Source organism: Acidovorax sp. sic0104 (genome assembly GCF_019219095.1).
Lineage (GTDB): Bacteria > Pseudomonadota > Gammaproteobacteria > Burkholderiales > Burkholderiaceae_C > Acidovorax.
This window is the reverse complement of sequence record NZ_JAHUWH010000003.1, coordinates 309,119-332,828: the sequence shown is the minus strand read 5'-3', so window position 1 is coordinate 332,828 and position 23,710 is coordinate 309,119. Positions and strand designations below refer to the sequence as shown.

The 23,710-nt window shown below is 64.1% G+C and carries 22 protein-coding genes and 3 tRNA genes; 16 read left to right on the top strand and 9 right to left on the bottom strand.

Annotated features, from left to right (window positions below; all coding sequences use genetic code 11):
• Nucleotides 1–2 precede the first annotated feature (2 nt).
• Genes KW835_RS07990 through KW835_RS07980 form a run of 3 tightly spaced genes read left to right on the top strand, consistent with a single transcriptional unit; the run spans nucleotide 3 to nucleotide 1,116 of the window.
• The gene (locus KW835_RS07990) at nucleotides 3–461 is read left to right on the top strand and encodes a D-Ala-D-Ala carboxypeptidase family metallohydrolase (RefSeq protein WP_218381811.1); all 459 of its coding nucleotides are present in this window, start codon (nucleotides 3–5) and stop codon (nucleotides 459–461) included.
• Nucleotides 461–817 carry a hypothetical protein gene (locus KW835_RS07985; RefSeq protein ID WP_255593371.1) on the top strand — a complete coding sequence of 119 codons (357 nt, stop codon included), beginning with the start codon at nucleotides 461–463 and terminating at the stop codon, nucleotides 815–817. The genes KW835_RS07990 and KW835_RS07985 overlap by 1 nt, the downstream gene beginning before the upstream one ends.
• 26 nt (nucleotides 818–843) lie before the next feature.
• Nucleotides 844–1,116, top strand: coding sequence for a hypothetical protein (locus tag KW835_RS07980; protein ID WP_339385519.1), 273 nt, complete (start codon nucleotides 844–846; stop codon nucleotides 1,114–1,116).
• Nucleotides 1,117–1,294: 178 nt separating this feature from the next.
• Here the strand turns inward: KW835_RS07980 and KW835_RS07975 are convergent, their stop codons facing one another.
• Together KW835_RS07975 and KW835_RS07970 are read right to left on the bottom strand one after the other, a co-directional pair.
• Nucleotides 1,295–2,146 carry a hypothetical protein gene (locus KW835_RS07975; RefSeq protein ID WP_218381809.1) on the bottom strand — a complete coding sequence of 284 codons (852 nt, stop codon included), beginning with the start codon at nucleotides 2,144–2,146 and terminating at the stop codon, nucleotides 1,295–1,297.
• A gap of 591 nt (nucleotides 2,147–2,737) precedes the next feature.
• On the bottom strand, nucleotides 2,738–3,073 hold the full coding sequence (locus KW835_RS07970) for a hypothetical protein (RefSeq protein ID WP_218381808.1): 336 nt from the start codon (nucleotides 3,071–3,073) through the stop codon (nucleotides 2,738–2,740).
• 126 nt (nucleotides 3,074–3,199) lie between these two features.
• Here KW835_RS07970 and KW835_RS07965 point away from each other — a divergent pair, with 126 nt between their 5' ends.
• On the top strand, nucleotides 3,200–3,937 hold the full coding sequence (locus KW835_RS07965; RefSeq protein ID WP_339385518.1) for an SOS response-associated peptidase family protein: 738 nt from the start codon (nucleotides 3,200–3,202) through the stop codon (nucleotides 3,935–3,937).
• A gap of 76 nt (nucleotides 3,938–4,013) precedes the next feature.
• Here the strand turns inward: KW835_RS07965 and KW835_RS07960 are convergent, their stop codons facing one another.
• The 3 genes from KW835_RS07960 to KW835_RS07950 all read right to left on the bottom strand — a co-directional run bounded on the left by KW835_RS07960 (nucleotide 4,014) and on the right by KW835_RS07950 (nucleotide 6,606).
• Nucleotides 4,014–4,226 carry a hypothetical protein gene (locus KW835_RS07960; RefSeq protein WP_218381807.1) on the bottom strand — a complete coding sequence of 71 codons (213 nt, stop codon included), beginning with the start codon at nucleotides 4,224–4,226 and terminating at the stop codon, nucleotides 4,014–4,016.
• A gap of 245 nt (nucleotides 4,227–4,471) precedes the next feature.
• Nucleotides 4,472–4,819, bottom strand: coding sequence for a hypothetical protein (locus tag KW835_RS07955; RefSeq protein WP_218381806.1), 348 nt, complete (start codon nucleotides 4,817–4,819; stop codon nucleotides 4,472–4,474).
• Nucleotides 4,820–4,953: 134 nt separating this feature from the next.
• A complete protein-coding gene (locus KW835_RS07950) occupies nucleotides 4,954–6,606 on the bottom strand; it encodes a recombinase family protein (protein ID WP_218381805.1) in 1,653 nt (550 codons plus the stop codon).
• Nucleotides 6,607–6,643: 37 nt separating this feature from the next.
• On the opposite strand from KW835_RS07950, the gene rimO reads away from it, so the two are divergent.
• Nucleotides 6,644–8,038, top strand: a complete 1,395-nt coding sequence (gene rimO, locus KW835_RS07945; protein ID WP_218381804.1) for a 30S ribosomal protein S12 methylthiotransferase RimO — start codon at nucleotides 6,644–6,646, stop codon at nucleotides 8,036–8,038.
• A 166-nt stretch (nucleotides 8,039–8,204) separates the two neighbouring features.
• On the opposite strand, the gene efp is transcribed toward rimO, so the two are convergent.
• The 3 genes from efp to KW835_RS07930 form a co-directional block, all read right to left on the bottom strand.
• Nucleotides 8,205–8,759: an elongation factor P gene (gene efp / locus KW835_RS07940; protein WP_218381803.1), complete on the bottom strand. Its 555-nt coding sequence runs from the start codon at nucleotides 8,757–8,759 to the stop codon at nucleotides 8,205–8,207.
• Nucleotides 8,760–8,922: 163 nt separating this feature from the next.
• On the bottom strand, nucleotides 8,923–10,062 hold the full coding sequence (gene earP / locus KW835_RS07935) for an elongation factor P maturation arginine rhamnosyltransferase EarP (RefSeq protein ID WP_218381802.1): 1,140 nt from the start codon (nucleotides 10,060–10,062) through the stop codon (nucleotides 8,923–8,925).
• Nucleotides 10,059–10,967: a LysR family transcriptional regulator gene (locus tag KW835_RS07930; RefSeq protein ID WP_218381801.1), complete on the bottom strand. Its 909-nt coding sequence runs from the start codon at nucleotides 10,965–10,967 to the stop codon at nucleotides 10,059–10,061. Before KW835_RS07930 ends, earP begins: the two co-directional genes overlap by 4 nt.
• Before the next feature lie 162 nt (nucleotides 10,968–11,129).
• On the opposite strand from KW835_RS07930, the gene KW835_RS07925 reads away from it, so the two are divergent.
• From KW835_RS07925 to KW835_RS07880, 10 genes are all read left to right on the top strand, one after another.
• The gene (locus KW835_RS07925; RefSeq protein ID WP_218381800.1) at nucleotides 11,130–12,380 is read left to right on the top strand and encodes a CaiB/BaiF CoA-transferase family protein; all 1,251 of its coding nucleotides are present in this window, start codon (nucleotides 11,130–11,132) and stop codon (nucleotides 12,378–12,380) included.
• Nucleotides 12,377–13,387, top strand: a complete 1,011-nt coding sequence (locus KW835_RS07920) for a hydroxymethylglutaryl-CoA lyase (protein ID WP_218381799.1) — start codon at nucleotides 12,377–12,379, stop codon at nucleotides 13,385–13,387. Before KW835_RS07925 ends, KW835_RS07920 begins: the two co-directional genes overlap by 4 nt.
• Before the next feature lie 39 nt (nucleotides 13,388–13,426).
• Nucleotides 13,427–14,416, top strand: a complete 990-nt coding sequence (locus tag KW835_RS07915) for a tripartite tricarboxylate transporter substrate binding protein (protein WP_218381798.1) — start codon at nucleotides 13,427–13,429, stop codon at nucleotides 14,414–14,416.
• Nucleotides 14,417–14,622: 206 nt separating this feature from the next.
• Nucleotides 14,623–15,624: a tripartite tricarboxylate transporter substrate binding protein gene (locus tag KW835_RS07910; protein ID WP_218381797.1), complete on the top strand. Its 1,002-nt coding sequence runs from the start codon at nucleotides 14,623–14,625 to the stop codon at nucleotides 15,622–15,624.
• A gap of 92 nt (nucleotides 15,625–15,716) precedes the next feature.
• The gene (uvrC, locus tag KW835_RS07905; protein ID WP_218381796.1) at nucleotides 15,717–17,729 is read left to right on the top strand and encodes an excinuclease ABC subunit UvrC; all 2,013 of its coding nucleotides are present in this window, start codon (nucleotides 15,717–15,719) and stop codon (nucleotides 17,727–17,729) included.
• A 97-nt stretch (nucleotides 17,730–17,826) separates the two neighbouring features.
• Nucleotides 17,827–18,393, top strand: coding sequence for a CDP-diacylglycerol--glycerol-3-phosphate 3-phosphatidyltransferase (gene pgsA / locus KW835_RS07900; RefSeq protein ID WP_218381795.1), 567 nt, complete (start codon nucleotides 17,827–17,829; stop codon nucleotides 18,391–18,393).
• Nucleotides 18,394–18,807: 414 nt separating this feature from the next.
• Nucleotides 18,808–19,080, top strand: coding sequence for an HU family DNA-binding protein (locus tag KW835_RS07895; protein ID WP_008906675.1), 273 nt, complete (start codon nucleotides 18,808–18,810; stop codon nucleotides 19,078–19,080).
• An 18-nt stretch (nucleotides 19,081–19,098) separates the two neighbouring features.
• Nucleotides 19,099–19,174 (top strand) — tRNA-Val (locus KW835_RS07890).
• A gap of 59 nt (nucleotides 19,175–19,233) precedes the next feature.
• Nucleotides 19,234–21,162, top strand: a complete 1,929-nt coding sequence (locus KW835_RS07885) for a SurA N-terminal domain-containing protein (protein WP_218381794.1) — start codon at nucleotides 19,234–19,236, stop codon at nucleotides 21,160–21,162.
• Nucleotides 21,163–21,210: 48 nt separating this feature from the next.
• Nucleotides 21,211–21,286 (top strand) — tRNA-His (locus tag KW835_RS07880).
• 350 nt (nucleotides 21,287–21,636) lie between these two features.
• Here the strand turns inward: KW835_RS07880 and KW835_RS07875 are convergent.
• Nucleotides 21,637–21,713, bottom strand: a tRNA-Arg gene (locus KW835_RS07875).
• A gap of 226 nt (nucleotides 21,714–21,939) precedes the next feature.
• On the opposite strand from KW835_RS07875, the gene ybaL reads away from it, so the two are divergent.
• Entirely contained in the window at nucleotides 21,940–23,685 is a 1,746-nt protein-coding gene (gene ybaL / locus KW835_RS07870) for a YbaL family putative K(+) efflux transporter (protein ID WP_218381793.1), read from the top strand.
• Nucleotides 23,686–23,710 lie beyond the last annotated feature (25 nt).

Genomic DNA, 23,710 nt, shown 5'->3' with positions numbered 1-23,710 from the left:
CCATGCAACTCACACAGCACTTCACCCTGGCCGAGCTGACGGCCAGCAACAAAGCCCGGCAGCTTGGCCTGGACAACACGCTGCCGCCCGAGCTGATGCCCCGCCTGGTGCTCACAGCTGAGATGCTGGAGGCCATCCGCCGCCAGCTCGGCGTGCCCGTGACGGTCACCAGCGGTTACCGCAGCCGCGACGTGAACAAGGCCGTGGGCGGCGTCACCAGCAGTGACCACACGCAGGGCCACGCGGCCGACATCGTCGCGCCTGGCTACGGCTCGGCGTATCAGGTGGCCAAGGCCTTGGCCCCGCTGGTGTCGGTCCTGGGCATCGGCCAGCTCATCCTAGAGGGAGTGAAGGGCAAGCAATGGGTGCACGTATCCACCCGCGTACCCGACAAGCCTGCCAACCGCGTGATCACGATCACGGACGCTGGCACGCAGCTGGGCATTCAGGAGCTGCCGTAATGCTGCCCGCTATCAATCCGGTGATCGTGGCCCTGGTCATCAGCCTGGCCGCTAACGCCTGGCTGGGCCGGGCGTACTTGGGCCAACGCGACGAAACCACGGCTGCCGCAGGCCAGCGGGACCAGGCGCGCGCCGATGCCACCGCCTGCAGCGATGCGGTGGAGGATCTGCACGAGCTGGGCCGCAAGCGCGCTGCAGCGGCCGCGCCGGCGCGAGCTGCAGCCACCACGGCCGCGCAGGGCCTCAACGCCCGCGCGGACTACACCCTGGGCCTGCAACCCAAGGTGCCAGGCGATATGTGCGCCAGCATGCAGGCGCTGGGCGACGAATGGTTGCAGGGGAGGGCCGGGAAATGAGTGGAACAATTTTCAGAAAGCACCAGGTGCTTTTTGTTCCAGTGCTGGCCGCAGCCTTGCTGGGCGCGGGCTGTGCTGGAACATCGCAGCACGTGCGCGTGAACGTGCCCGTTCCGGTGGTGTGTGATGAGGTGGTGCCAGATCGGCCCCTCATGCCCACCGAGGCGCTGGCGCCAGGCGCGCCACCTTGGGTGCTGCAGCGGGCTGCGTTGGCAGAGATCGACCGCCGGGAGGCGTACGAAATCAAGATGCGCGCCGCCTTGGTGGTTTGCACCGCTCCCATTGAGGCTAGGCAGTGAGAGTGCAGGCCTATTCGCACTAGGTGGTCGAAAGGTTTCGACCTGTCCCAAGATCGTCAAGCGGTTGAATGCGCGCCAGCAGACTGATCACCCTGCGCTGGGACGGGAATTGACTATAGGGTTGTGGCAGAGGTTGCCACTTACTAAACGAATTTAGCGAGGCGATCTCAATCAAGTCCTATCGCTTTTTCTCTGCTTGGCAATCTCCGGCAATTTTGTCACCTTTGAATGTTGTCTTGGACGGGGCGGTGTAGTAAGGCTCGCGACAAGCAATGGCGAATACTTTAGCGGTCATACCGCCTTGGTAGGAGTCTATAACCTCATAGTTTCCAGCGGCTAAAGATAATCTCTTAAAATTTCTTTTGGAACAATCACCCTTCGCGTCTACGCCATTTTCAATGCAAAAAATTACATCTACCGTAAAGCCACAAGAATTGCGGATGCCTTGATATGGACCGCCTGAAGGTGACTGGATTACTGAAATGCACTGATTTTTGTGGGAATCATACCTAAAGGCAGCGGGATTTCGATTCTTTCCTCCATCAGTTGCTGGCAGGTCGCCCTCCGTTGCCACAGTATCATCCGCTGATGAGCTATGTCCGCGATCATTTAAACAATTTCGGATGTACACAGCGCGCTCGTTTCCGCGTACACCCACGTAGTCGGCATTTCCTCGACATGCTTCAGTAGCTTCGCGAGGCGCCGATCTCGAATCAGATGATCTATCTGATGACCGGCCCGTTGACTTCCCAGTCATAGACAGTGATCGCTCAGAATCTTTCCCGGCATTAGATTTTCCCGCCTGAGCAGCCAATATGGCTTCGGAGTAGCAGCGTACGACGGAAATTTTATTTTCTAAGTTTGATAATACTTCTTGTTTTAAAGCGGGGGTTGTCCCTTGCAGATGTGATGCCAAATAATTGGATTGTGTGGGCAGAGATCGCAGTACGGAGATTAAATTTTGCCAGTCGTCGCGGCTCCACTGTTGGAATGGTTTTCCTTGCAGTGACCTTATGTCGCCAGAGTTCATGGTTCTGACTTCAACCCAATCAAGGAATATATTTGCTTGATTGCCGCTTGCGGAGATTGATTTAAAAAAATCTTCGATCGACCTGTCGCTTGATCTGTTGCCCTCCAAATAAGTGGAGGGGCATCCAGATTGTGCGTGTACGATTACACTGGACAATAAAAGAGCTGTCGCAGCGAGGAATGGTTTAGGAGAGAGTAGCATCGCGGTCCTGAGAGTCCGAGAGAGTGTATTGCAGGCATCAGCCGTGTCAAACCTCGAAATGGACAGATGACAGTGCAGCAGGTGGTTGCCGCAAGCCCCTGAACGGGTAATCCGCCATCTATCTCTATTACCGCTCTCGCCGGGGTCGCATTGGCAGCCGGGTTGGTTGGAGGAGGCCCGCCGCCTAAAACGGCGCCGGCGATTCCACTACTTCGACCGGGCCTATCCCCCGGTATAGCTCTTCGCCTGTATGCTTCACCGTCACGGTCCACCGATCCGGTTCAACCTGCTCAACGCGGTAGGCCGTGGGCTCCAGTGGCAACACCATCTCATCTGGCATGCCGCCGTACCAGGTCGGCATCCGCAGCAGCGTAGGGTAGGGGCCTAGGTCTAGGCGTGGGTCTTGTGCCATTGTTCGCTCACTGAGGTTTCATTGCCATTGCGCTCTTCCACCGGCAGGCGCTTCATCCATTTGCGCGCATCGAACTTGGCCAGCGGTGGCGCCTTGGGATCGGGGCACGGCCGCACAAGCCAAAGCTGCTCGTGTTCATAGGATCGACCCGAGGCCGAATCGATGACATGCCCGCGAAGCAGAAAGCCATCGCCCACGACGTCAACGAAGTCGGGCTCGAACAAGATCAGCAGCGTGATGGGGTGGGATACCCACTCGCCCAGGAGATCCACGCGCCGCACCGTGCGTCTGGCTGAGCAGTCCTCGTAAGACATGTGGCTTATGCGCAGCAGCCCGCGTGATGGCTCGGGCCATTCGTTCGGGCGCAGGCGTAAGCCTTGGGATCGGAGGGGGATGACTTCGCAAAACACTGTGAAAGCATACAGTGTTTTGGGCTTTCGGTGTACAGTGCAGGCGTGTGCAATCGATATGTCTCACCTGACGAAGCAGCCGCAGAGAGGCTGTGGCGCATCGACGCGCGCAACCAGGCGCGCATCTTTAACAAGGTGCTGTTCCCCAAGGGCCAGGGGCTGTTCATTCGGCGCGCGCGGGCCGAGGCCGGCTACAGCCGAGAGATGCTTGCTGGCCGGTGGGGTCTGATCCCGGCGTTTGCGAAGACGGCGGACTACCCTTACTCCACCAACAACGCGCGCTCGGAGGAGCTGATCGAGAAGGCCAGCTTCAAGACCGCGTGGCAGCGTGGGCAGCGCTGCATCATCCCCGCTGAAGCGTTCTTTGAGCCGAACTGGGAAACGGGTAGACACATCCCCTGGGCGTTCCGCAGGGCCGATGGCGATCTATGGGGTCTTGCCGGCATCTGGAATGCGTGGACCAATTACGAGACAGGCGAGGTCCACGAGAGCTACAGCATGCTGACCAAACACGCCAACTCACACCCCTTGATGAGTCGCATGCACAAGCCGGAAATCGACAAGGTGACGAAGGAGCCGCTGCCCCTTGAGCGGCAAGACAAACGCAGTGTGATCCCCATCGAGCTGGGGGATGTTGATGCATGGCTGACCGGCACCATGGAACAGGCAACGGATCTGCTTCGTCTCGCGCCAGTGGAGATTTTCGATGAGAGACCTGAGGTCACGGAGATGTCTAAGGAAGACGGCGGTGAGGGGCGTGGTTGGTAGCCGGCTCCGATGGGTCCCGGCACCACAGCTTTAAGTCATGCGCGACCGGATTCCAATTGGTTGTCCCTGAGCGGCGTCAATTTGCCGGCCGGCGCGGGGTGGTTGCAGTTGCACGACCCAGCGGAGTGATTTTTTTGACGACTGCCTCCCCTTCTTCGCCGGGCGCCGGAAGACTTGCTTCCACCAGCTCAGCAGCCACAAGAACGCGGATTTTGTCCACAGAAGCGACGTCGCGAAAGGTCTGGGGCAGAGACTCGTGAGCGAGCTGACGCAGAAAGTCCTGGGGCATTCTTGTTCTCTGGGCGAATATGAAGATGGCGGATTCTATAGGCTTGGTTATTTAAGGCCTATATCAAAAGACATATTCAGGCGGTGCCAAAAGCGAAGGCCAAAAAAAGCCCTCCGATAGGGAGGGCTCAACTTGCCGAAAGCAAGAAAGGGGATGGTTCGCCGCCAGGGGATGGCGGCTTAAGGATGTTATGCACTGCAAGCCGGCACTGGTGTAAGACAATACCCTGATGTCGAAATCCGTGCTCATCTCCACTGCTTAAACATTGCAGGGTCGGACGCAAGCCCATTGAGTGTGCCGTCACTGCTCAGACGGAAATGGCAGTTCGGCTGGCCTGCAATTTGCAGAAACGGCGCGAACAAGATTGAAGGCAAGGAAAGCGTGCCCGCTGCCGTCGTTTCATCAAGAGTGAAGGTCGGCGGGGGTAGGTCGAGGCTATTGGAGAAGCCGATGATCAGTTCCGTCCGAACTGTTCCCGCTCGGTGCCCTGTAATCTCAAGCACGCCGGTAGCCTGTGGCAGCAGATACGACCCGTTCTCATAGCTCTGAAGGCCTGACAGGGCGGCGAACCGCAGCACCTTGATCTTCGACACGACGCCTTCATGCCATTTGGCAGAAAGATCAATTGGGGCGAACGCATTTCGGGGGGCGTAGGAAATCGGCTGTAAAGGACTTTGCATACCCCCAAATTTGTCCCGATCGCTGCATCCGTTTTGTAAGAATTTGGCTAGGTTGCAAATTCTTGCGTCTGAGCGTTTGCAAGCCCATGGGGTGCGTCAAACCCGCTTACAAGATTACCTTCACGGTCAAGCCGCAGCGCCCTGGAAATTCCGCCCCTTCCCACCAGCACCAGGTCAATCTGATAGTTGCGCTCGCCAGCCTCAGGATCTGGCCGCATGCCGCGTGCGTAAACCACGATGCGCTCGAAGGTGTCTGCCACCAGCTGGCGGGCGCGCAGCCTGGCGTCCACGTCCTGGGCCTCCACGCCGGCGGCGAGTGCGCGCCAGGCTTCGTCGGCGCCGGTGGTGTCTTTGCGTGCCACGCTGGCCAACTCGTGCTCTGCATCCTGCAGGGCCTTGTGCGCGTCCTGCAGCTCGTTCTCCAGCTGGCGGGCGCGGCGGGCAAATACCATGGGCGTGCCCTCGGCGGTGCTGGCCAGCATCGCGTCCGTGATCTTCTCTAGCTGCGCCTCGATCTCGTGCACGCGCGTGCGCGCCTTGGCCACGTGCGCGCGGGGTGCCTCGGTGCGGTCGGCACCAAACAGGCCCTGCAGGTTCACGATGTCACTGCAGTAGGCCATGATGGCCCGCTCTATCGGTGCCACGCTGGTGCTGGCCTGCACCGCACAGCCGCCACCATACGCCGCGTTCGATGCGCACAGCAGGCGCCGGTAGCCGTCACGAATCCGCCCATCTGGCAGGCGGGGTTTTGTGGCCAGGTTCTGCCCGGCCATGGGTCGGCCGCAGTAGCCGCACACGGTAATGCCCAGCCCGGTGATGACGTGCGGCAGCTCGCCTTTCACGCGGCGGCGGCCGGACTGGGCGGCCACACGCTGCAGCTCGTCGTATTCAGCCTGGCTGAGGATGGCCGGGTAATAGCCCTCCAGCACGAACTGCTCCCCGTCCACGCTCACGGGCTTGTTGCCTACCAGCTGCGGCAGCTTGATGAGGCGGTAAATCTGCGGAGAGTGGTTGGCATCGCTCGTGCCGTACAGCTGCAGCCCTTCCGCATCCAGTATTTCTACGATGCGCTTGCCTCCCTTGCCCTCCACATACAGCGCGATGGCCCTGCGCACGGCCGCTACGCGCTCGGGAACAAACTCCCATCCCCCATTGGGTCCGCCTGGCGACTCGTGCAGCCAGTCCGGGTCGTGCCCCTGGCGCACGCGGCCGCGATAGGTGCCGGACCTCCAGCCCTCGCAGAGCCGCCGAATGCTGGCTTTCACGCGCTTGCTCTTGGTGTCGCTCTCTTCATGCGCCCGGATCATCACGAGAAGGCTGTACACCAGGTCCATGGGGTTGTCTTTCAGACGCTCGCGGCTGTAGGCCTTTCCATCACTGGCAGTGACCACAGTGATGCCGGCATTTACAATCTGGGCCAACTGCGCTTGGGCCTGGATCGGCTCGGCGCGTGAGAGCCGGTCTAGCCCCTCTACGACAAGCACCGATCCTGCTGCGATCCGCCCGGCCTCAACCCCCGCCAGGAACGCCCCCAGCGCCCCCGTTTTGACGTGCCGCTGGTGGTAGGCCGATAGGCCTTCATCCAGCATCGTGAGCTTGTCGTCCAGCTGCAGTCCGTGCTCTGCTGCCCACTTTGCTGCGTATGCCTCTTGGCGTTCCCGGCTGTGGCCAGCGGCCTGGCGCGGATCAGAGAACCGCATGTAGCTGTAGACAAGACCTTTCAAAATCACCCCCACAATGACTGAAACGATTGAACAAGCGGCCCGGATACCGCGTATAGGTATGGTATCCCTTGGATGCCCCAAGGCCCTCACGGACTCCGAACTCATTCTCACGCAACTGAGCGCCGAGGGCTATGAGACCTCCAAGACCTTCCACGGCGCGGACCTGGTCATCGTCAACACCTGCGGTTTCATCGACGATGCCGTCAAGGAAAGCCTGGACACCATTGGCGAGGCCCTCGCTGAAAACGGCAAGGTGATCGTCACCGGCTGCCTGGGCGCGCGCGCTTCCGAAGCGGGCGGCAACCTGGTGCGCGAGATGCATCCCAGCGTGCTGGCCGTGACCGGGCCGCATGCCACCCAGGAGGTGATGGACGCGGTCCACCTGAACCTGCCCAAGCCGCACGATCCTTTCATCGACCTGGTGCCCGGCGGCTTCGGCATTGCGGGCGTCAAGCTCACGCCCAAGCACTACGCGTACCTCAAGATCAGCGAAGGCTGCAACCACCGCTGCACGTTCTGCATCATTCCTTCCATGCGCGGTGACCTGGTCTCGCGCCCTGTGGGCGATGTCCTCAGCGAGGCCAAGGCCTTGTTCGAAGGCGGCGTGAAGGAGCTTTTGGTGATCAGCCAAGACACATCGGCCTATGGCGTGGACGTGAAGTACCGCACGGGCTTTTGGGACGGCAAGCCTGTGAAGACCCGCATGCTGGAGCTGGTGCAGACGCTGGGCGAGATCGCCGAGCCCTATGGCGCCTGGGTGCGTCTGCACTACGTGTACCCTTACCCCAGCGTGGACGATATCGTTCCGCTCATGGCCACGGGCAAGGTGCTGCCGTACCTGGATGTGCCGCTGCAGCACAGCCACCCCGATGTCCTCAAGCGCATGAAGCGTCCAGCCAGCGGCGAGCGCAACCTGGAGCGCATCCAGCGCTGGCGTGAGGTCTGCCCCGAGCTGGTCATCCGCAGCACCTTCATTGCGGGCTTTCCGGGCGAGACGGAAGAAGAGTTCCAGCACCTGCTCGACTTCGTGCGCGAGGCGCAGATCGACCGTGCGGGCTGCTTTGCTTACAGTGACGTGAATGGGGCGGCGGCCAATGAGCTGCCGGGCATGCTGCCCATGGAAGTGCGTGAAGAGCGCCGCGCCCGCTTCATGGCGGTTGCCGAGGAAGTCTCCATCGCCCGGCTGCAGCGCCGTGTGGGCGCGACCATGCAGGTGCTGGTGGACCACGCGCCCGCGCTGGGCAAGAAGGGCGGCCGGGGCCGCAGCTATGCCGATGCGCCCGAGATCGATGGCGTGGTGCACCTGTTGCCGCCCGAGAAGATCAGCAAGCAACTCAAGGTGGGCGAGTTCACCCGCGCACGCATCGTGGGCACCCAGGGGCACGACCTCGTGGCCGTGCCGGTGTGACGACGGCCGGGATACTCTGATTTGCTATGGTTTGAATAGCTGCCAGCGCTTGCCCATCAAGCGCTGGAGCGAGAAAATACACCGAAAAAAAGCAAAAAAGGCTTCCCGAGGGAAGCCTTTTTTGCGGGCCGAACGAAGCTGCAGGCAGCTTCGGGTGTTCGGTCGATCAGACGCGCTTGCGGTATTCGCCGGTGCGGGTGTCGATTTCGATCTTGTCGCCTTGGCTGACGAACAGGGGCACGGGCACTTCGAAGCCGGTGGCGATCTTGGCGGGCTTCATGACCTTGCCGGAGGTGTCGCCCTTGACGGCGGGTTCGGTCCAGGTGATTTCGCGCTCGACGCTGGTGGGCAGTTCGACCGAGATGGCCTTACCGTCATAGAACACCACTTCGAGGGACATGCCGTCTTCCAGGTAGTTCAGTGCGTCGCCCATGTTTTCGGCTTCGACTTCGTACTGGTTGTATTCGGTGTCCATGCAGACATACATGGGATCTGCGAAGTAGGAGTAGGTGCACTCCTTCTTGTCCAGGATCACGTTGTCGATCTTGTCGTCGGCCTTGAACACGTTTTCGGTGCCGAAGTTGCCGATCAGGCTCTTGAGCTTCATGCGCACGGTGGCTGCGCCGCGGCCGCCACGGGCGTATTCGGTCTTCAGGACAACCATGGGGTCCTTGCCGTGCATGATCACGTTGCCGGCGCGGATTTCTTGAGCGATTTTCATAGCGAGTTGCTTGGGTTGGGGCCGCTCAACGCGCGGGCCGGTGGCTTGCTGCCTTCCTCTGGGAGGGGCAGTAGGCGCGCCGTGCCGATGCATGTTCCGCGGCGGGAATGCGCAAGTGCTGTGCACCGATGTGCCGCACCTGTTTTGCGCAAAGCCTTGGATTTTACCGTTTTTCGGCGACAAAGCCCAATAGTTGTGCCACGAGGTTGTGCTGCATCAGCAGCCGGGTGCGGGCGGCCTGCACGCAGGCGGTCCATTCGGCCAGGACAGTCGCATCGGGCAGGGCCAGGGGGGTGTCATCGACAGCATTCCAGGCGGCATGGAATGCACGCAGCGACGCCGGCGCCTGCAGCCAGTCGAGAAATGCCCGGAGCTTGTCATGGTGCGCGTTGTCGTCCTGGGGGTAGATGTGCCAGACCAGCGCCTGCCCGGCCCACAGGGCCCGCACCAGCGAGTCTTCGCCGCGCACCAGGTTCAGGTCACAGGCCCACAGCATTTCGTCAAAAGCCGGCTGGGGGCGGGGCGGCAGGTATGAAATCGATAGCTGCTCGCGCTTGACTGGTATGCGCTGGAGGCCATTTTCTACCTTGTCCGGGTGCAGGGCCGCCCGCACGGCGGTTGCGGGGCGGCCCGGCGCCACCAGCAACTGGGTGGCCTGGTTCTCGCTGTGCCGGGCCAGTTGCTGAAGCAGGGCGGGCAGTGCCGGGGGCTCGTAGCAGAACAGCGAGACCCAGAGCCCCGCTTCGTCGGCCGATCCGGTTCCAAATGCGGCTGCGTGCGCGGCGCGCCAGGCGGTGCGGTCAAACGCAGAGCGCCGGGCCATCAAGGTATCTTCGCGCAGCAGGCCGCCCGTGGCGGGCGTGAAGCCGGGGTAGAAGAACCAGCGGGTCCACCCTGCCGCCGGGCCCGACATGATCAGCGACGGCAGGCGGTGGTTGCGCTCCACATAGCCTTCCGCCGACAGGTATTCGAGGTTGATCCACACAGGTTTTTGGCCGCTACCGCTTGCTGAGAGAGCGCTGTAAGCTATGAATTCAGGAGCAATCTCGCAGCCGAAGGCCTCCACCATCACATCTGGCGCACGCTCGGCGGCTGCGGGCGGCGGGGCATGCCAGTCGCGCACCTCCACGCCGGGGCACCCGCCGGGTGCCATCCACGCCAGGGCCGAGGCATCGTCCACCCACAGGCGCACCTGCTGGCGGTGGGCTGCCAGTTGCGTGACCAGGCGCCAGCACACCCCGATGTCGCCGAAGTTGTCGATCACGCGGCAGAAAACGTCCCATTGCAGGGCGGAGGCGGTCATGCCGGGGTGCCTTCCGGTTCGGCGCCAGCGCGCAGATGATCCACCAGCAGCCGGGCCACGCTCGAGAGCGATTCTTCGGAGCGCACGCACAGCACCAGCTGGCGCCGGGCCCAGGTCTCGTTCAGCGTCACCACGCGGATCGGCTGCGTGCCCTTGTACAGCGCGGCGCTGCCGCGCGGCATCACGCCCACGCCCAGGCCGGCGGCGACCATGAGGCACAGCGCGTCATAGCTGGTGACCTGCATCCGCAGCCGCAGCGGCAGGCCGGCCTCGGACGCGGCCCGGGTCAGCTGGTTGTTGATGGCGCTGCCGGGGTGCGCGCCCACGAAGTCGTAGGGCAGTGCGTCGGCCAGGCGGGCGCACTTGCGGCGCGCCAGCGCATGGCCCGTGGGCACCAGCAGCACCAGCTCGTCCTGGCGGTAGGGTAGCTGCACCACCCGGTCGCCATACTGGCCCTGATTGAGGATGCCCACGTCGGCCGCGTTCTCGGCCACCGACTGTGCTATCGACGTGCTGATCTGCTCCTGCAGCCGCACATCCACCTGCGGATGCAACGCCATGAAGCTCTGCAGTTGTGCGGGCAAGAACTGCGTGATGGCCGAGATGTTGGCCACCACGCGCACATGGCCGCGCACGCCGGTGCCGTATTCGCGCATCTGGCTGGCGATGCCGTCCAGGTCGTTGAGCACGCCGCGCGCCAGATTCAGCAGCGCGTAGGCGGCGGCGGTGGGCTCGGTGCCCTTGTTGCTGCGGGTGAACAGCTCCACGCCCAGCGTGCCCTCCAGGTCCGCCAGGCGCCGGCTCACGGCCGATGCCGCCAGGTGCTCGCGCGCGGCGGCGGCAGCGATGGTGCTTTCTTCCATCACGGCAACGAAGAGGCGCAGGGAGACGGGGTCGAGCTTCATGGCGGGGCAGGTGGCGGGGAGTCGATGGTAACGCTGGTCACTGCGCCACCATGCCGGTTTGCGATGGCAGCTTCGTGCATCAGCGGTTTACGTGGTGGAGTGCCCTGCGCATCATTCGGCGCCAGAAGGCCGGGGGTGTGCCCGGCAGGAGACAACATTTCCATGAGTTCCCCCCACAACCTTCCGTCAGCCGCCGCGGGCTCTTCGGCACTGCACGGCGTGCGCGTGATCGAAATGGGCCAGCTGATCGCCGGCCCGTTCTGCGGCAAGACGCTGGGCGAGTTCGGTGCCGAGATCATCAAGATCGAAGCCCCGGCCGACCCCGACCGGCCCGGTGTGCCGGGCGGGGATCCGCTGCGCAACTGGCGCCTGATCAAGGAAGGCACCTCCGTGTGGTGGCAGGTGCAGTCGCGCAACAAGCGCTCGGTGGCGCTGGACCTGCGCCAGGCCGAGGGCCAGGATATCGCCCGCCGCCTGATCGCCGAGGCTGACGTGCTGATCGAGAACTTCCGCCCCGGCACGCTGGAGGGCTGGGGCATGTCGCCCGAGGCGCTGCACGCGCTGAATCCGGGCCTGGTGATCCTGCGCATCTCGGGCTACGGCCAGACGGGGCCCTACCGCGACCTGCCGGGCTTCGGCGTGATCGGCGAGGCCATGGGCGGCCTGCGCCACCTCACCGCCGAGCCCGGCCGGGTGCCGGTGCGCGTGGGCGTGTCCATCGGCGACACGCTGGCGGCGCTGCACGGCGCCATCGGCGTGCTGACGGCGCTGTACCACCGCAAGGTCAACGGCGGACAGGGCCAGGTGATCGACGTGGCGCTGCACGAGGCCGTCTTCAACGTGATGGAAAGCCTGATCCCCGAGTACAGCGCCTTCGGCGCGGTGCGTGAGGCGGCTGGCAGCGCATTGCCCGGCATCGCGCCCAGCAACGCCTACCCCTGCACCGATGGCTGGGTGCTGGTGGCTGGCAATGGCGACAGCATCTTCAAGCGGCTGATGGCGGCCATCGGCCGGCAGGACCTGGCCGACGCGCCCGATCTGGGCAACAATACGGGCCGCGTGGCAAGGGTGGCAGAAATCGACGCCGCCATCGGCAGCTGGACCGCCGCGCGCTCGGTGCAGCAGGTGATGGAGACGCTGGGCGGTGCCCGTGTGCCCGCGGGCAAGGTCTACACAGCCCGGGACATTGCCGAAGACCCGCACTACCAGGCCCGCGACATGCTGCTGACCCAGCCAACGCGCGACGGCTACAGCGTGCAGGTGCCGGGCATCGTGCCCAAGCTCTCGGGCACGCCCGGCAGCATCCGCACGAGCGCGCCGCACCTGGGCGACGACACCGATGCGGTGCTGGCCGAGGCCGGTTTGACGGCAGAGCAGATCGGTCTGCTGCGCAGCAAGGGAGTGATCCAATGACCACCACCACCCGTTCGACCGGCGCCAGCGTCTGGCAGGGCCATGGCCGCCGCATCCACATGCAGGAGGTCGGCACGCGCGACGGCCTGCAGATGGAACAGGCCTTCGTGCCCACCGACGACAAGATCGCGCTCGTCAACGCGTTGTCGGCCACGGGCCTGGCGAAGATCGAGGTCACCTCGTTCACGTCGCCCACCGCCATCCCTGCGCTGCGCGATGCCGAGATCGTGATGCGCGAGATCGAGCGGCGCCCGGGCGTGGTGTACACCGCGCTGGTGCCCAACCTGCGCGGGGCCGAGCGCGCCATCGAGGCGCGCACGGACGAGCTGAACCTGGTGATGTCCGTGAGCGCCACGCACAACATCGCCAACCTGCGCATGACGCAGGAGCAGTCCTTCGCCGCGCTGGCGCAGGTGGTGGCCGTGGCCCAGGCTGCGAATGTGGCGGTGAACGTGTCGCTGTCCTGTGTGTTCGGCTGCCCCATGGAGGGCGACGTGCCCGAGGCCGCGGTGCTCGGCTGGGTGCAGCGGTTCGTGGACCTGGGTGTGGGCGGCATCACGCTGTGCGACACCACCGGCATGGCCTTTCCCACCCGGGTGGCGCAGATCACGGCGGCCGCGCGGGCGCGCTGGCCGAGCGTGGATTTCACGCTGCACTTTCACAACACGCGCGGCATGGGGCTGGCCAACGTGCTGGCCGCCATCGATTCCGGGGCGGACCGCTTCGACGCATCGCTGGGCGGGCTGGGCGGCTGCCCCTATGCGCCGGGCGCCAGCGGCAATGTATGCAGCGAAGAGATCGTGCACGCCCTCGTGCTGATGGGCTATGACACCGGCGTGGACCTGCCCGCGCTGGTGGCCGCCGCGGCGCGCCTGCCGGGCCTGATCGGGCACGACATTCCGAGCCAGATCGTGAAGGCCGGCCCCCGGCTGCACCTGCACCCCGTGCCTGCTGATTTCGAGGCCATCCGCGACCGCGCGCTGCAGCGCGAGCGCGGCGGGGCCTAGCCGCAGCGAAGACCATCCCCACAACAACAGGAGACAACGATGACCCGGACGACCACCTTCCACCGCCGCCACGCCATGCTGCTGCTGGGCACCGCGCTGTACGCCGCTTCGCTCGGCGCCCTGGCGCAAGAAAAATTTCCGTCCAAGCCCATCACCCTGGTCGTGCCCCAGGCCGCGGGCGGTGCCAACGACGCCATCGCCCGAGTACTGGCGCAGCGCCTGTCCGAGCAGATGGGCCAGAGCGTGGTGGTGGACAACCGCCCCGGCGCGGGCGGCACGCTGGCCACCGCGGGCCTGGCGCGCGCCAGGCATGACGGCTACACGCTGCTGGTCACGGCCGACAGCGCCCACGTCATCGGCCCCGCGCTGTACAAGAACGCAGGCTTCGATGCGGTCAAGGACTTCGAGCCCGTGGCGCCCATCGCCACGGCGGGCTACGTGCTGGTGGCGCACCCGTCGTTCCCCGCCAAGAACGTGGCCGAGCTGATCACGCTGGCCAAGGCCAGCCCCGGCAAGTACTCGATCGCGTCGGCGGGCAACGGCACCCTCAACCACCTGATCGGCGAGATGCTGCAAAAGGCGGCGGGCATTCAGCTGCAGCACATTCCCTACAAAGGCTCGGCCGCGGCAGCGACGGATGTGGTGGGCGGGCAGGTGCCGCTGTCGGTGCAGAGCCTGCCGTCGGCCATCGCGTTCATCAAGGCCGGCAAGCTCAAGGTGCTGGGCGTGGTCAACGAAAAGCGCGTGGCCGCCTTGCCCGACGCGCCCACCATCGGCGAGACCTTGAAGGGCTTCGGCCAGGCGCCGTGGTACGCGATGTTCGCCCCCGCGGGCACCCCCGCGCCCGTGGTGGCGCAGTTGCAGGCCGAAGTGGCCAAGGCGCTGGACCACAAGGACGTGGTCGACAAGCTCGCCGCCGTGGGCTGTGAGCCCTTCAAGGGCACGCCCGCCCAGCTCGGTGCGCTGGTGCGTGATGACCTGGTCCGCTGGCAGCGCGTGGTGAAGGAAACCGGCGCCACGGTCGATTGAAGCCCGCACGCCGGCCAGCACGCACGCCTGTTGCGTCGGCGTCTTTGAACTCGAACCCACCGGTTGGGCTGAGCTTGTCGAAGCCCTGCGCGGCGCTTGGGCAAGCTCAGCGTGAACGGTTCAAGCTGGTAGGCGTCGACTCGATAGTGGGCCCCTCGCCAGCGACACCACTTTTTGGCAGTCACAACAACGGAGACAAAACCTTTATGACCACCTTCTCTCGCAAGCCGTTCACGGCATTGGCCGCCCTGGGCGCCACCACCCTGGCCATCCTGGCGCTCGGCGCATCTTCCCCCGCCCGGGCCCAGGGGGCATACCCCAGCAAACCCGTGACCATGGTGGTGCCCACGGCCGCCGGTGGCACCACCGACCTGTCGGCCCGCATGCTCGCCCAGGCGCTCACGCCTGTTCTGGGGCAGTCCGTGGTGGTGGACAACAAGGGCGGCGGCAACGGCAGCATTGCGGCGGCGGCCGTCAAGCGCGCAGAGCCCGATGGCTACACGCTCTTGATGCAGTACTCGGGCTACCATGTGATCTCGCCCCACCTCACCAAGGCGCCGCAGTGGGAGCAAAAGGACTTCCAGCCTGTGGCCAATGTGATCTCGGCCCCGCAGATCATCGTGGTGCGCAACGACCTGCCGGTGAAGACGCTGGCCGAACTGGTGGCCTATGCCAAGGCGAACCCGGGCAAGCTCAACTACGCCTCATCGGGCAACGGCTCGCTGCAGCACGTGACCGGCGCCATGCTGGAGCAGCAGGGCGGCGTGAAGATGGTGCACGTGCCCTACAAGGGCACCGGCCCCGCGCTGCAGGACTTGCTGGGCGGCCAGGTGGACCTGACCTTTGGCACAGCGCCGCCCTTCATGCCCCACATCGCCGCCGGCAAGCTGCGCGTGCTGGCCGTGACCGGCAAGGAGCGCCTGCCAAGCCTGCCCGAGGTGCCCACCACCGCCGAAGCGGGCTACCCGAAGGTGGACGCGACGTCGTGGTTTGCGGTGTTCGTGCCCGCTGCGGTACCCAAGCCCGTGGTGGACAAGCTCACCGCCGACATCCGCACCGTGGTGCAAAGTGCCGCGTTCAAGCAAAAGGCGCAGGAGCAGGGCGCCACGGCAGACTACCAGAGCCCGCAACAGCTGGGCGACAAGGTCAAGACCGACCTGGCGGGCTGGGCCGGCGTGGTCAAGTCTTCGAAGATCGAAGCTGAATGATTTGAAGAAAAAAGCAGCTGCTGTCGCTTGATGAATAAGCGCCGGAAGCTATTGTTTATGTAGCATCCGGATGTGGGGCCACAATACGCGCCATGTCTGATGTGCATTCCGAAGAACTGTTGGCGCAGGTGGCTGCGCTGCCGGCGCTGCCCGGTGTCTACCGCTATTTCGACGCCCAGGGCGCGCTGCTGTATGTGGGCAAGGCACGGCACCTCAAGCGCCGCGTGTCGAGCTATTTCACCAAGAACCATGGCGGCACGCGCATCGGCCACATGGTCAGCAAGATCACACGCATGGAGACCACGGTGGTGCGCTCCGAGGCCGAGGCGCTGCTGCTTGAAAACAACCTCATCAAGACGCTGAACCCCAAGTTCAACATCCTGTTTCGGGACGACAAGAGCTATCCGTATCTCAAGATCACTGGCGTGCCCGGCGGTGCTGCGCGCGGCGAGTCGCCAGGGCAGGTGTTTCCGCGCATGGCCTACTACCGGGGCTCGGTCGACAAGAAACACCGCTACTTCGGGCCGTACCCCAGCGCCTGGGCGGTGAAGGAAACCATCCAGTTGCTGCAGAAGGTCTTTCGGCTGCGCACCTGCGAGGACACCGTGTTCGCCAACCGCACCCGGCCGTGCCTGCTCTACCAGATCAAACGCTGTACCGGACCCTGTGTGGATTTGATCTCGCCCGAGGCCTATGCGGCCGATGTACAGCATGCCGAAGCGCTGCTGCGCGGCGAGACGCAGGAGGTGCTGCAGGCCATGGAAAAACGCATGATGGCGCACTCCGACCTGCTTGAATTCGAGCAGGCCGCGGAGGTGCGCAACCAGATCCAGGCGCTGTCGCGCGTGCTGCACCAGCAGTCCATCGAGATCGCGGACGACAAGGATGTGGACGTCCTCGCGGTGCGGGTGCAGGGCGGCCGTGCCTGCGTGAACCTGGCCATGGTGCGCGGCGGCCGCCACCTGGGCGACCGGCCGTACTTTCCGGTGCATGTGGAAGACGCCGCGGCCATCTACGCGGAAGAGACCGAAGACGATGGTCCCGACAGCGCCGCGGCCCATCCGACCAGGCCGGTGGAAGTCCAGGTGCTCGAAGCCTTCATAGCCCAGCACTACACTGGCGTGCCGGTGCCGCCGCTGCTGGTGACCAGCGAGCCCGTGGACAAGGCGCTGCTGGAGGCGCTGACCCAGCAGTCGGGCCTGCGCGTGACGGCCGTGCACCAGCCACGCGAGCAGCGCCGCGCCTGGCTGGACATGGCGCAAAAGAACGCCAGCCTGCAACTGGCCCGCCTGCTGGCGGAAGAAGGTTCACAGCAGGCCCGCACCCGTGCGCTGGCCGAAGCGCTGGACCTGCCGCCCGAGGACCTGGACCAGCTCACCATCGAGTGCTTCGACATCTCGCACACGGCGGGTGAATCCACCCAGGCATCGTGCGTGGTGTTCCACCACCACAAGATGCAAAGCAGCGAGTACCGCCGGTACAAGATCGAAGGCATCACCGGTGGCGACGACTACGCCGCCATGCGCCAGGTGCTCACTCGCCGCTACAGCAAGGTGGTGGAGGCCGCACGCGAAGCCGGGGGCATCGACTTTGCCGCGGCGCCGCCGCCCGGCTCCGAAGCCGCTGAGGGTGCCGTCAAGCCCAAGGGTGTGGCCCGCTTGCCAGACCTGGTGCTGATCGACGGGGGCAAGGGGCAGGTGGGCGTGGCCCGCGAAGTCTTCACGGCCCTGGGGCTGGACCTCACGCGCATCGTGGGTGTCGAAAAGGGCGAGGGCCGCAAGGTGGGCCTGGAAGAACTGGTTTTTGCAGACGGCCGAGAGAAGGTATACCTGGGCAAGGATTCAGCCGCGCTCATGCTGGTGGCGCAGATCCGCGACGAGGCTCATCGCTTTGCCATCACCGGCATGCGCGCGGCGCGCGCCAAGGTGCGGGTGGGCGGCGGACAACTGGAGGAGATTGCCGGAGTGGGGCCCAAGAAGCGTGCGCGGCTGCTGCAGCGCTTCGGGGGTGTTCGCGGCGTGGCGTCGGCCAGTGTGGAGGACCTGGCAACCGTCGACGGCATCTCGCGCGCACTGGCCGAGGAGATCTACCGGGCCCTGCGCTGACCCAGGGCGTTGCTGCCGCGTCACATGGCCCGCAGCAGCGGTGCGTTCATCCAATGCGCCGCGTGGGGCAAGCCCGGGCCGTGACACAATCGCCGCCATGTTCTGGACGATCCCCACGCTGATGACCTGGACGCGCATTGTCGCGATACCTTTGATCGTGGGGGTGTTCTATGCGCCGCTCGATCCAGCCACGCGCAACCTTATCGCCACCGCGATGTTCGTGGTGTTTGCCGCCACCGACTGGCTCGACGGCTACCTCGCGCGCAAGCTCAACCAGACATCGTCCTTCGGTGCCTTCCTGGACCCCGTCGCCGACAAGTTCCTCGTCTGCGCGTCGCTACTGGTGCTGGTACACCTGCAACGGGCCGACGTGTTCGTGGCGCTCATCATCATCGGGCGCGAGATCGCGATCTCTGCGCTGCGCGAATGGATGGCACAGATAGGCGCCAGCAAAAGCGTGGCTGTGCACATGATCGGCAAGGTCAAGACCACGGTGCAGATGGTGGCCATTCCCTTCCTGCTGTTCGACGGCCGCCTGTTCGGCATGATCGACACCGGCGTATGGGGCACCTGGCTGATCTGGGCATCGGCAGTGCTCACGGTGTGGTCGATGGTGTACTACTTGCAAAAGGCGTTGCCCGAGATCCGTGCGCGGGTGAAATAGTCTCCCGCCTCGGTGAGGTGCGCCGCGCACCTTGGCGGTGCGCCGCGAGGTTCTTGCCGAGGGCTCGCGCGCATTTTCGACCGCTTGCGGGCAGGTTGCCCGCGCTATGTGCCTTGCCGCCATGGGGGTGTCAATACGGGATGCTGCCCATACGGCATGTATGAGACAAAACCGCCTGCAAGCCCGGTCGCTGCTTGAAATGCGAATAGAATTGAATGCAACGCTGCCGCAAATCAGCGTGTTGTATTGACACCCGGAAACTCGATGGCTTTAATCTGATGCAGCAGCCACTGCTGTGTATGCCAGTCATTCCCCCGTCTGCTTTCCTCCAGCCTTCCTCAGGCTGCGCTTTCGGACGTGTGAAGACCAGATATCCGCGAGACATCCATCAACTCTTTTCCCGAGAGGCTTCTTGTGAACAAAACCGAACTGATTGAGCACATCGCTACCAACGCCGACATCTCCAAGGCCGCTGCTGCGCGTGCTCTGGAATCCACGATCGAGGCCGTCAAGAAGACCCTGAAGAAGGGCGGCACTGTTTCGCTCGTCGGTTTCGGCACTTTCGCAGTCGGCAAGCGCGCTGCCCGTACGGGCCGCAATCCCCGTACCGGCGCCACGATTAAAATCAAAGCTGCTAAAGTTCCAAAGTTTCGTCCTGGCAAGGCATTGAAAGATGCCTTGAACTGAGGATCAGTTGTTTAGGCGGGGTCCTTAGCTCAGTTGGTAGAGCGGCTCCTTTACACGGAGTAGGTCGGCGGTTCGAGACCGTCAGGACCCACCACCACCGAACAAAGGCGAACGCAAGTTCGCCTTTTGTTTTTGTCTTCTGAAAGATCGACCATGTTTGAATCCATCCGCAAGCACTCCAGGATCGTCATGATCTTATTGTTCTTGCTGATCATTCCATCGTTTGTGCTGGTAGGCATCGACAGCAACTACTTCTCTGAAAAGAGCCCAGTGGTCGCCCGCGTCGACGGCCACAAGATCAACCAGACCGACTGGGACAACGCACATCGCATGGAAACCGACCGCATTCGCGCTCAGTCTCCCACGGTCGATCCCAAGCTGCTGGATTCTCCCCAGTCCCGCTACGCCACGCTGGAGCGCCTGGTGCGCGACCGCGTACTGGCCGCTGCCGCCAAAGACATGCATCTGGTGACCAGCGACGCCCGCCTGGCCCGCAGCCTGCAGGAGATTCCCGCCATCGCCAACCTCAAGCGCGCCGACGGCACGCTCGACGCCGAGGCCTACCGTGCCCTGGTGAGCACGCAGGGCCTTACGCCCGAAGGCTTTGAGGCCAACGTGCGACGCGACCTGTCGGTCAATCAGGTCATGGGCGGTGTCATGGGTTCGGCCTTTGGCACCGATGCGCAGGTCAAGCTGGCGCTGGACCCGCTTTATGAGCGGCGCGAAGTGCAGATCGTTCGCTTCAAGGCGACGGATTTCGCGTCCAAGGCAGAGCCCACTGACGCGGAACTGGAGGCTTACTACAAGGGCCATACCTCGCAGTTCCAGCAGACTGAGCAGGCTTCGGTGGAATATGTGGTGCTGGACCTGGACAGCGTGCGTTCCGGCATCACGCTGAGCGAAGACGACCTGCGCACCTACTACAAGGAAAACCTGTCGCGCCTGTCGGGCAAGGAAGAGCGCCGCGCGAGCCACATCCTCATCAATGCGCCCAAGGACGCCCCCGCGGCTGATCGCCAGAAGGCCAAGGACCGCGCCGAAGAACTGCTCGCCCAGGTGCGCAAGACGCCTTCGAGCTTTGCGGAGGTGGCCAAGAAGTCCTCGGACGACAAGGGCTCGGCCGTTGCGGGTGGAGACCTGAACTTCTTTGGCCGCAACGCGATGGTCAAGCCTTTTGAAGACGCAGCGTTTGCGCTCAAGAAGGGCGAGATCAGCGATGTGGTCGAGTCGGATTTCGGGTATCACATCATTCAACTGACCGACATCAAGACGCCCCGCCAGCCGACGTTCGAGGAATTGCGTCCTTCGCTGGAAGCGGAACTCAGGCAGCAGCAGGCGCAGCGCAAGTTCGCGGAAGTGGCTGAATCGTTCACCAACAGTGTTTATGAGCAGGCCGATAGCCTGCAGCCTGTGGCCGAGAAGCTCAAGCTCAAGGTGCACAGCGCCAGCGGTGTGACGCGCACGCCCATGCCCGGTGCCCAAGGTCCTCTGGCCAACAGCAAATTCCTGGAGGCGCTGTTCTCCAGTGATTCTGTGCAGAACAAGCGCAACACAGAGGCTGTGGAAGTGGGGCCGAGCCAGATGGCTGCGGGTCGCATCACCACTTACACCCCCGCCCGCGCGCTCACCCTGGACGAAGTGCGCCCCCGCGTGAAATCTCTCTTTGTCGCGCAGCGCGCCGCAGAGCAAGCACGCAAGGAAGGGGAGGCGAAGCTGGCCGCCTGGAAGGCCAACGCAGGGGCCGCGACGGGCTTGCCCGCCGCGGTGGAAATCTCGCGCGAACAGCCCCAGGGCCAGTCACGCCAGGTGATCGACGCAGCCCTGCGCGCCCCTGCCGACAGCCTGCCGGGCTGGACCGGCGTCGATCTGGGCAGCGAGGGCTACGCCGTGATCAAGGTCAACCGCGTGGTGCCCCGCCAGGCGCCTGACGCGCAGCGCGCCCAGCAGGAGCGCCAGCAGTACCTGCAGTGGTGGACCACCGCAGAGGGCCTGGCCTACTACGAACTCCTCAAGCAGCGCTACAAGGTGCAGATCAAGGCACCGCGTCCGGACGCTGCGGTGCAGGCAGTCGCAGAAAATTGAGCAATTTGGACCGAGAGTGAAAATCTCGGGCTATAATACGAAGCTACGGTGGCTGTAGCTCAGTTGGTAGAGTCCAGGATTGTGATTCCTGTTGTCGTGGGTTCGAGCCCCATCAGCCACCCCAAAATCAGCAAAGCCGCTGCAACTGTAAAAGTTGCAGCGGCTTTTGTTTTTTCCTCGCCTGTGTGCCCACATCATCGGGCTTTGCGCGGATGGCCTCGCTGACAACATCCATTCCGACAGCTTGTCCAGGTGACGGTGTGACCCGTTGCTCGGCTCGCAGGGGCGCCTATCAAGTCATCTCGGTCTGCGTGGCCATGACTTGGGCAGGCCCGAACTCATCCACCTTGCGTCGGCAATCTTCGGTTCGAGCCGCGCGGGTCATGTGCAAATCGATGCGTCCGGGCAATCCGCACTGAACGGCCAGGACAGACGCAAAAGCGCCGCCCGAGAATGGCTAGCGGCGGTGAGAACTGGCCTGCCCGGAGGGACTCGAACCCCCGACCTATTGCTTAGAAGGCAATTGCTCTATCCGGTTGAGCTACGGGCAGATGGATGGATGTGGTATCGGCCGCAAGGGCCGTCGCACTCGGCAAGTGTTTCGGCAGTGGATGGCCGTGATGCCTGGCGCAGACCCTGGATCATACCTGCCGCGGCCGCGCTTTCTAAACCGAGGGGCCGGCATTTGCGGGCGTAGTGGCCAGTTCGCGGCGGATGCGGTTATAACGGAGTGGCGCACGCGTCGCGCGATTGTTTTCCCAAAACCCCTTCCCACCCATGCCGCACAGTGTCAACCTCATCAACACCATTGCTGCGGCACTCGGCTTGGCGCTGGCTTTGGGGTTTGTGGCTGCACGGCTCAAGTTGCCCGCTCTCGTGGGGTACCTGCTCGCGGGCGTGGTGATTGGCCCCTATACACCCGGCTTCGTGGCAGATACAGCCATGGCCAGCCAACTGGCCGAGATCGGCGTGATGCTGCTGATGTTCGGCGTGGGCCTGCATTTCTCGTGGGGCGACTTGCTGGCTGTGCGCCGCATCGCCGTGCCCGGGGCCGTGGTGCAGATGATGGTGGCCACGGCGCTCGGCATGGGACTGGCCGCCTGGTGGGGTTGGAGTTGGGGCGGCGCCCTGGTTTTCGGCCTGGCGTTGTCGGTGGCCAGCACGGTGGTGTTGCTTCGGGCTCTGGAGACGTTGGGAATTCTCGACAGCCACACAGGGCGCATTGCGGTGGGCTGGCTGGTGGTCGAAGACCTCGCCATGGTGCTGGTGCTGGTGCTGCTGCCGCCGCTGGCGGGCTGGCTGGGTGGCAGCGGTGGGCAGGCGGGGGCGGCTATCGATGGCGCAACTCTGTGGAAGACGCTGGGATGGACGCTGTTGCAGGTGGGCGGCTTTGTGGCGCTGATGCTGCTGGTGGGGCGCCGCCTGTTTCCCTGGGTGCTCTGGCAGGTGGCCCGCACTGGGTCGCGTGAGCTGTTCACGCTTTGCGTGGTGGCTGCCGCGGTCAGCATTGCGTTCGGGTCTGCGGCCTTGTTCGGCGTCTCGTTTGCGCTGGGCGCCTTTTTCGCCGGCATGGTGATGCGCGAGTCGGAGTTCAGCCATCGCGCAGCCGAAGAGTCCCTGCCGCTGCGTGATGCATTTGCGGTGCTGTTTTTCGTCTCGGTAGGGATGCTGTTCGATCCCTCGGTGCTCTGGGCCCGGCCCGTACAGGTTCTGGCTGTGGTGGCCATCATCATGCTGGGCAAGACCCTGGCGGCGGCGGCGCTGGTGCTGGCCTTCCGCTACCCGCTCAATACAGCGCTGACCGTGTCCGCGAGCCTGGCGCAGATCGGCGAGTTTTCGTTCATCCTGGTGGCGCTGGGTTCGTCGCTCGGGCTTTTGCCCGCCGAGGGGGCCAGCCTGGTGCTGGCCGGCGCCTTGATCTCGATGGCTCTCAATCCGATGCTCTTTCGTGCGATCGCTCCGCTGCAGGAATGGCTGCGTGCGCGCTCCGCGCTGGCGCGGCGGCTGGAGCAGCGCGACGATCCCTTGGCCGAGTTGCCCATGACCACCGATTCGCGTTACCTGGCGCGGCAGGTGGTGCTGGTCGGCTATGGGCGGGTCGGGCGGCGCGTGGCAGCAGTGTTGGCGGCCAACGACATTCCCTTCGTGGTGGCGGAGCAGAACCGCGAGCTCGTGGAGGCGTTGCGGGAGTCCGGGGTGGCCGCCGTCTTTGGCGATGCGGTGGATCCGGCCGTGCTGATCCAGGCGCATATTGCCCGGGCGGCCATGCTGGTGATCGCCACGCCCGACACGCTCAATGTGCGGCAGATCATTGGCACGGCACGCACGCTCAATCCGCACATCGAAACGGTGGTGCGCAGCCATAGCAGCGACGAGGCCCGCAGGCTCACGCAGGAGTGCGACAGCGCGGTGTTCCTCGCCGACGAGGCCCTGGCCCAGGCCATGTCGCGCTATGTCGTGGAGCGCACCGAGACGCGCCGTGCACGCGCGACTGCGCCGGCGCCTCTGCACAGCCGCACCTGAGCCAAATTACAGGTAAAAAACGACT

Excerpts from the sequence above, each read along its gene's own strand:
- KW835_RS07990 (WP_218381811.1), top strand. The coding sequence starts at position 3 with ATGCAACTCACACAGCACTTCACCCTGGCCGAGCTGACGGCCAGCAAC.
- KW835_RS07985 (WP_255593371.1), top strand. The coding sequence starts at position 461 with ATGCTGCCCGCTATCAATCCGGTGATCGTGGCCCTGGTCATCAGCCTG.
- KW835_RS07975 (WP_218381809.1), bottom strand. The coding sequence starts at position 2,146 with ATGAACTCTGGCGACATAAGGTCACTGCAAGGAAAACCATTCCAACAG.
- KW835_RS07970 (WP_218381808.1), bottom strand. The coding sequence starts at position 3,073 with ATGTCTTACGAGGACTGCTCAGCCAGACGCACGGTGCGGCGCGTGGAT.
- KW835_RS07960 (WP_218381807.1), bottom strand. The coding sequence starts at position 4,226 with ATGCCCCAGGACTTTCTGCGTCAGCTCGCTCACGAGTCTCTGCCCCAG.
- KW835_RS07950 (WP_218381805.1), bottom strand. The coding sequence starts at position 6,606 with ATGCGGTTCTCTGATCCGCGCCAGGCCGCTGGCCACAGCCGGGAACGC.
- rimO (WP_218381804.1), top strand. The coding sequence starts at position 6,644 with ATGACTGAAACGATTGAACAAGCGGCCCGGATACCGCGTATAGGTATG.
- efp (WP_218381803.1), bottom strand. The coding sequence starts at position 8,759 with ATGAAAATCGCTCAAGAAATCCGCGCCGGCAACGTGATCATGCACGGC.
- earP (WP_218381802.1), bottom strand. The coding sequence starts at position 10,062 with ATGACCGCCTCCGCCCTGCAATGGGACGTTTTCTGCCGCGTGATCGAC.
- KW835_RS07930 (WP_218381801.1), bottom strand. The coding sequence starts at position 10,967 with ATGAAGCTCGACCCCGTCTCCCTGCGCCTCTTCGTTGCCGTGATGGAA.
- KW835_RS07925 (WP_218381800.1), top strand. The coding sequence starts at position 11,130 with ATGAGTTCCCCCCACAACCTTCCGTCAGCCGCCGCGGGCTCTTCGGCA.
- KW835_RS07920 (WP_218381799.1), top strand. The coding sequence starts at position 12,377 with ATGACCACCACCACCCGTTCGACCGGCGCCAGCGTCTGGCAGGGCCAT.
- KW835_RS07915 (WP_218381798.1), top strand. The coding sequence starts at position 13,427 with ATGACCCGGACGACCACCTTCCACCGCCGCCACGCCATGCTGCTGCTG.
- KW835_RS07910 (WP_218381797.1), top strand. The coding sequence starts at position 14,623 with ATGACCACCTTCTCTCGCAAGCCGTTCACGGCATTGGCCGCCCTGGGC.
- uvrC (WP_218381796.1), top strand. The coding sequence starts at position 15,717 with ATGTCTGATGTGCATTCCGAAGAACTGTTGGCGCAGGTGGCTGCGCTG.
- pgsA (WP_218381795.1), top strand. The coding sequence starts at position 17,827 with ATGTTCTGGACGATCCCCACGCTGATGACCTGGACGCGCATTGTCGCG.
- KW835_RS07885 (WP_218381794.1), top strand. The coding sequence starts at position 19,234 with ATGTTTGAATCCATCCGCAAGCACTCCAGGATCGTCATGATCTTATTG.
- ybaL (WP_218381793.1), top strand. The coding sequence starts at position 21,940 with ATGCCGCACAGTGTCAACCTCATCAACACCATTGCTGCGGCACTCGGC.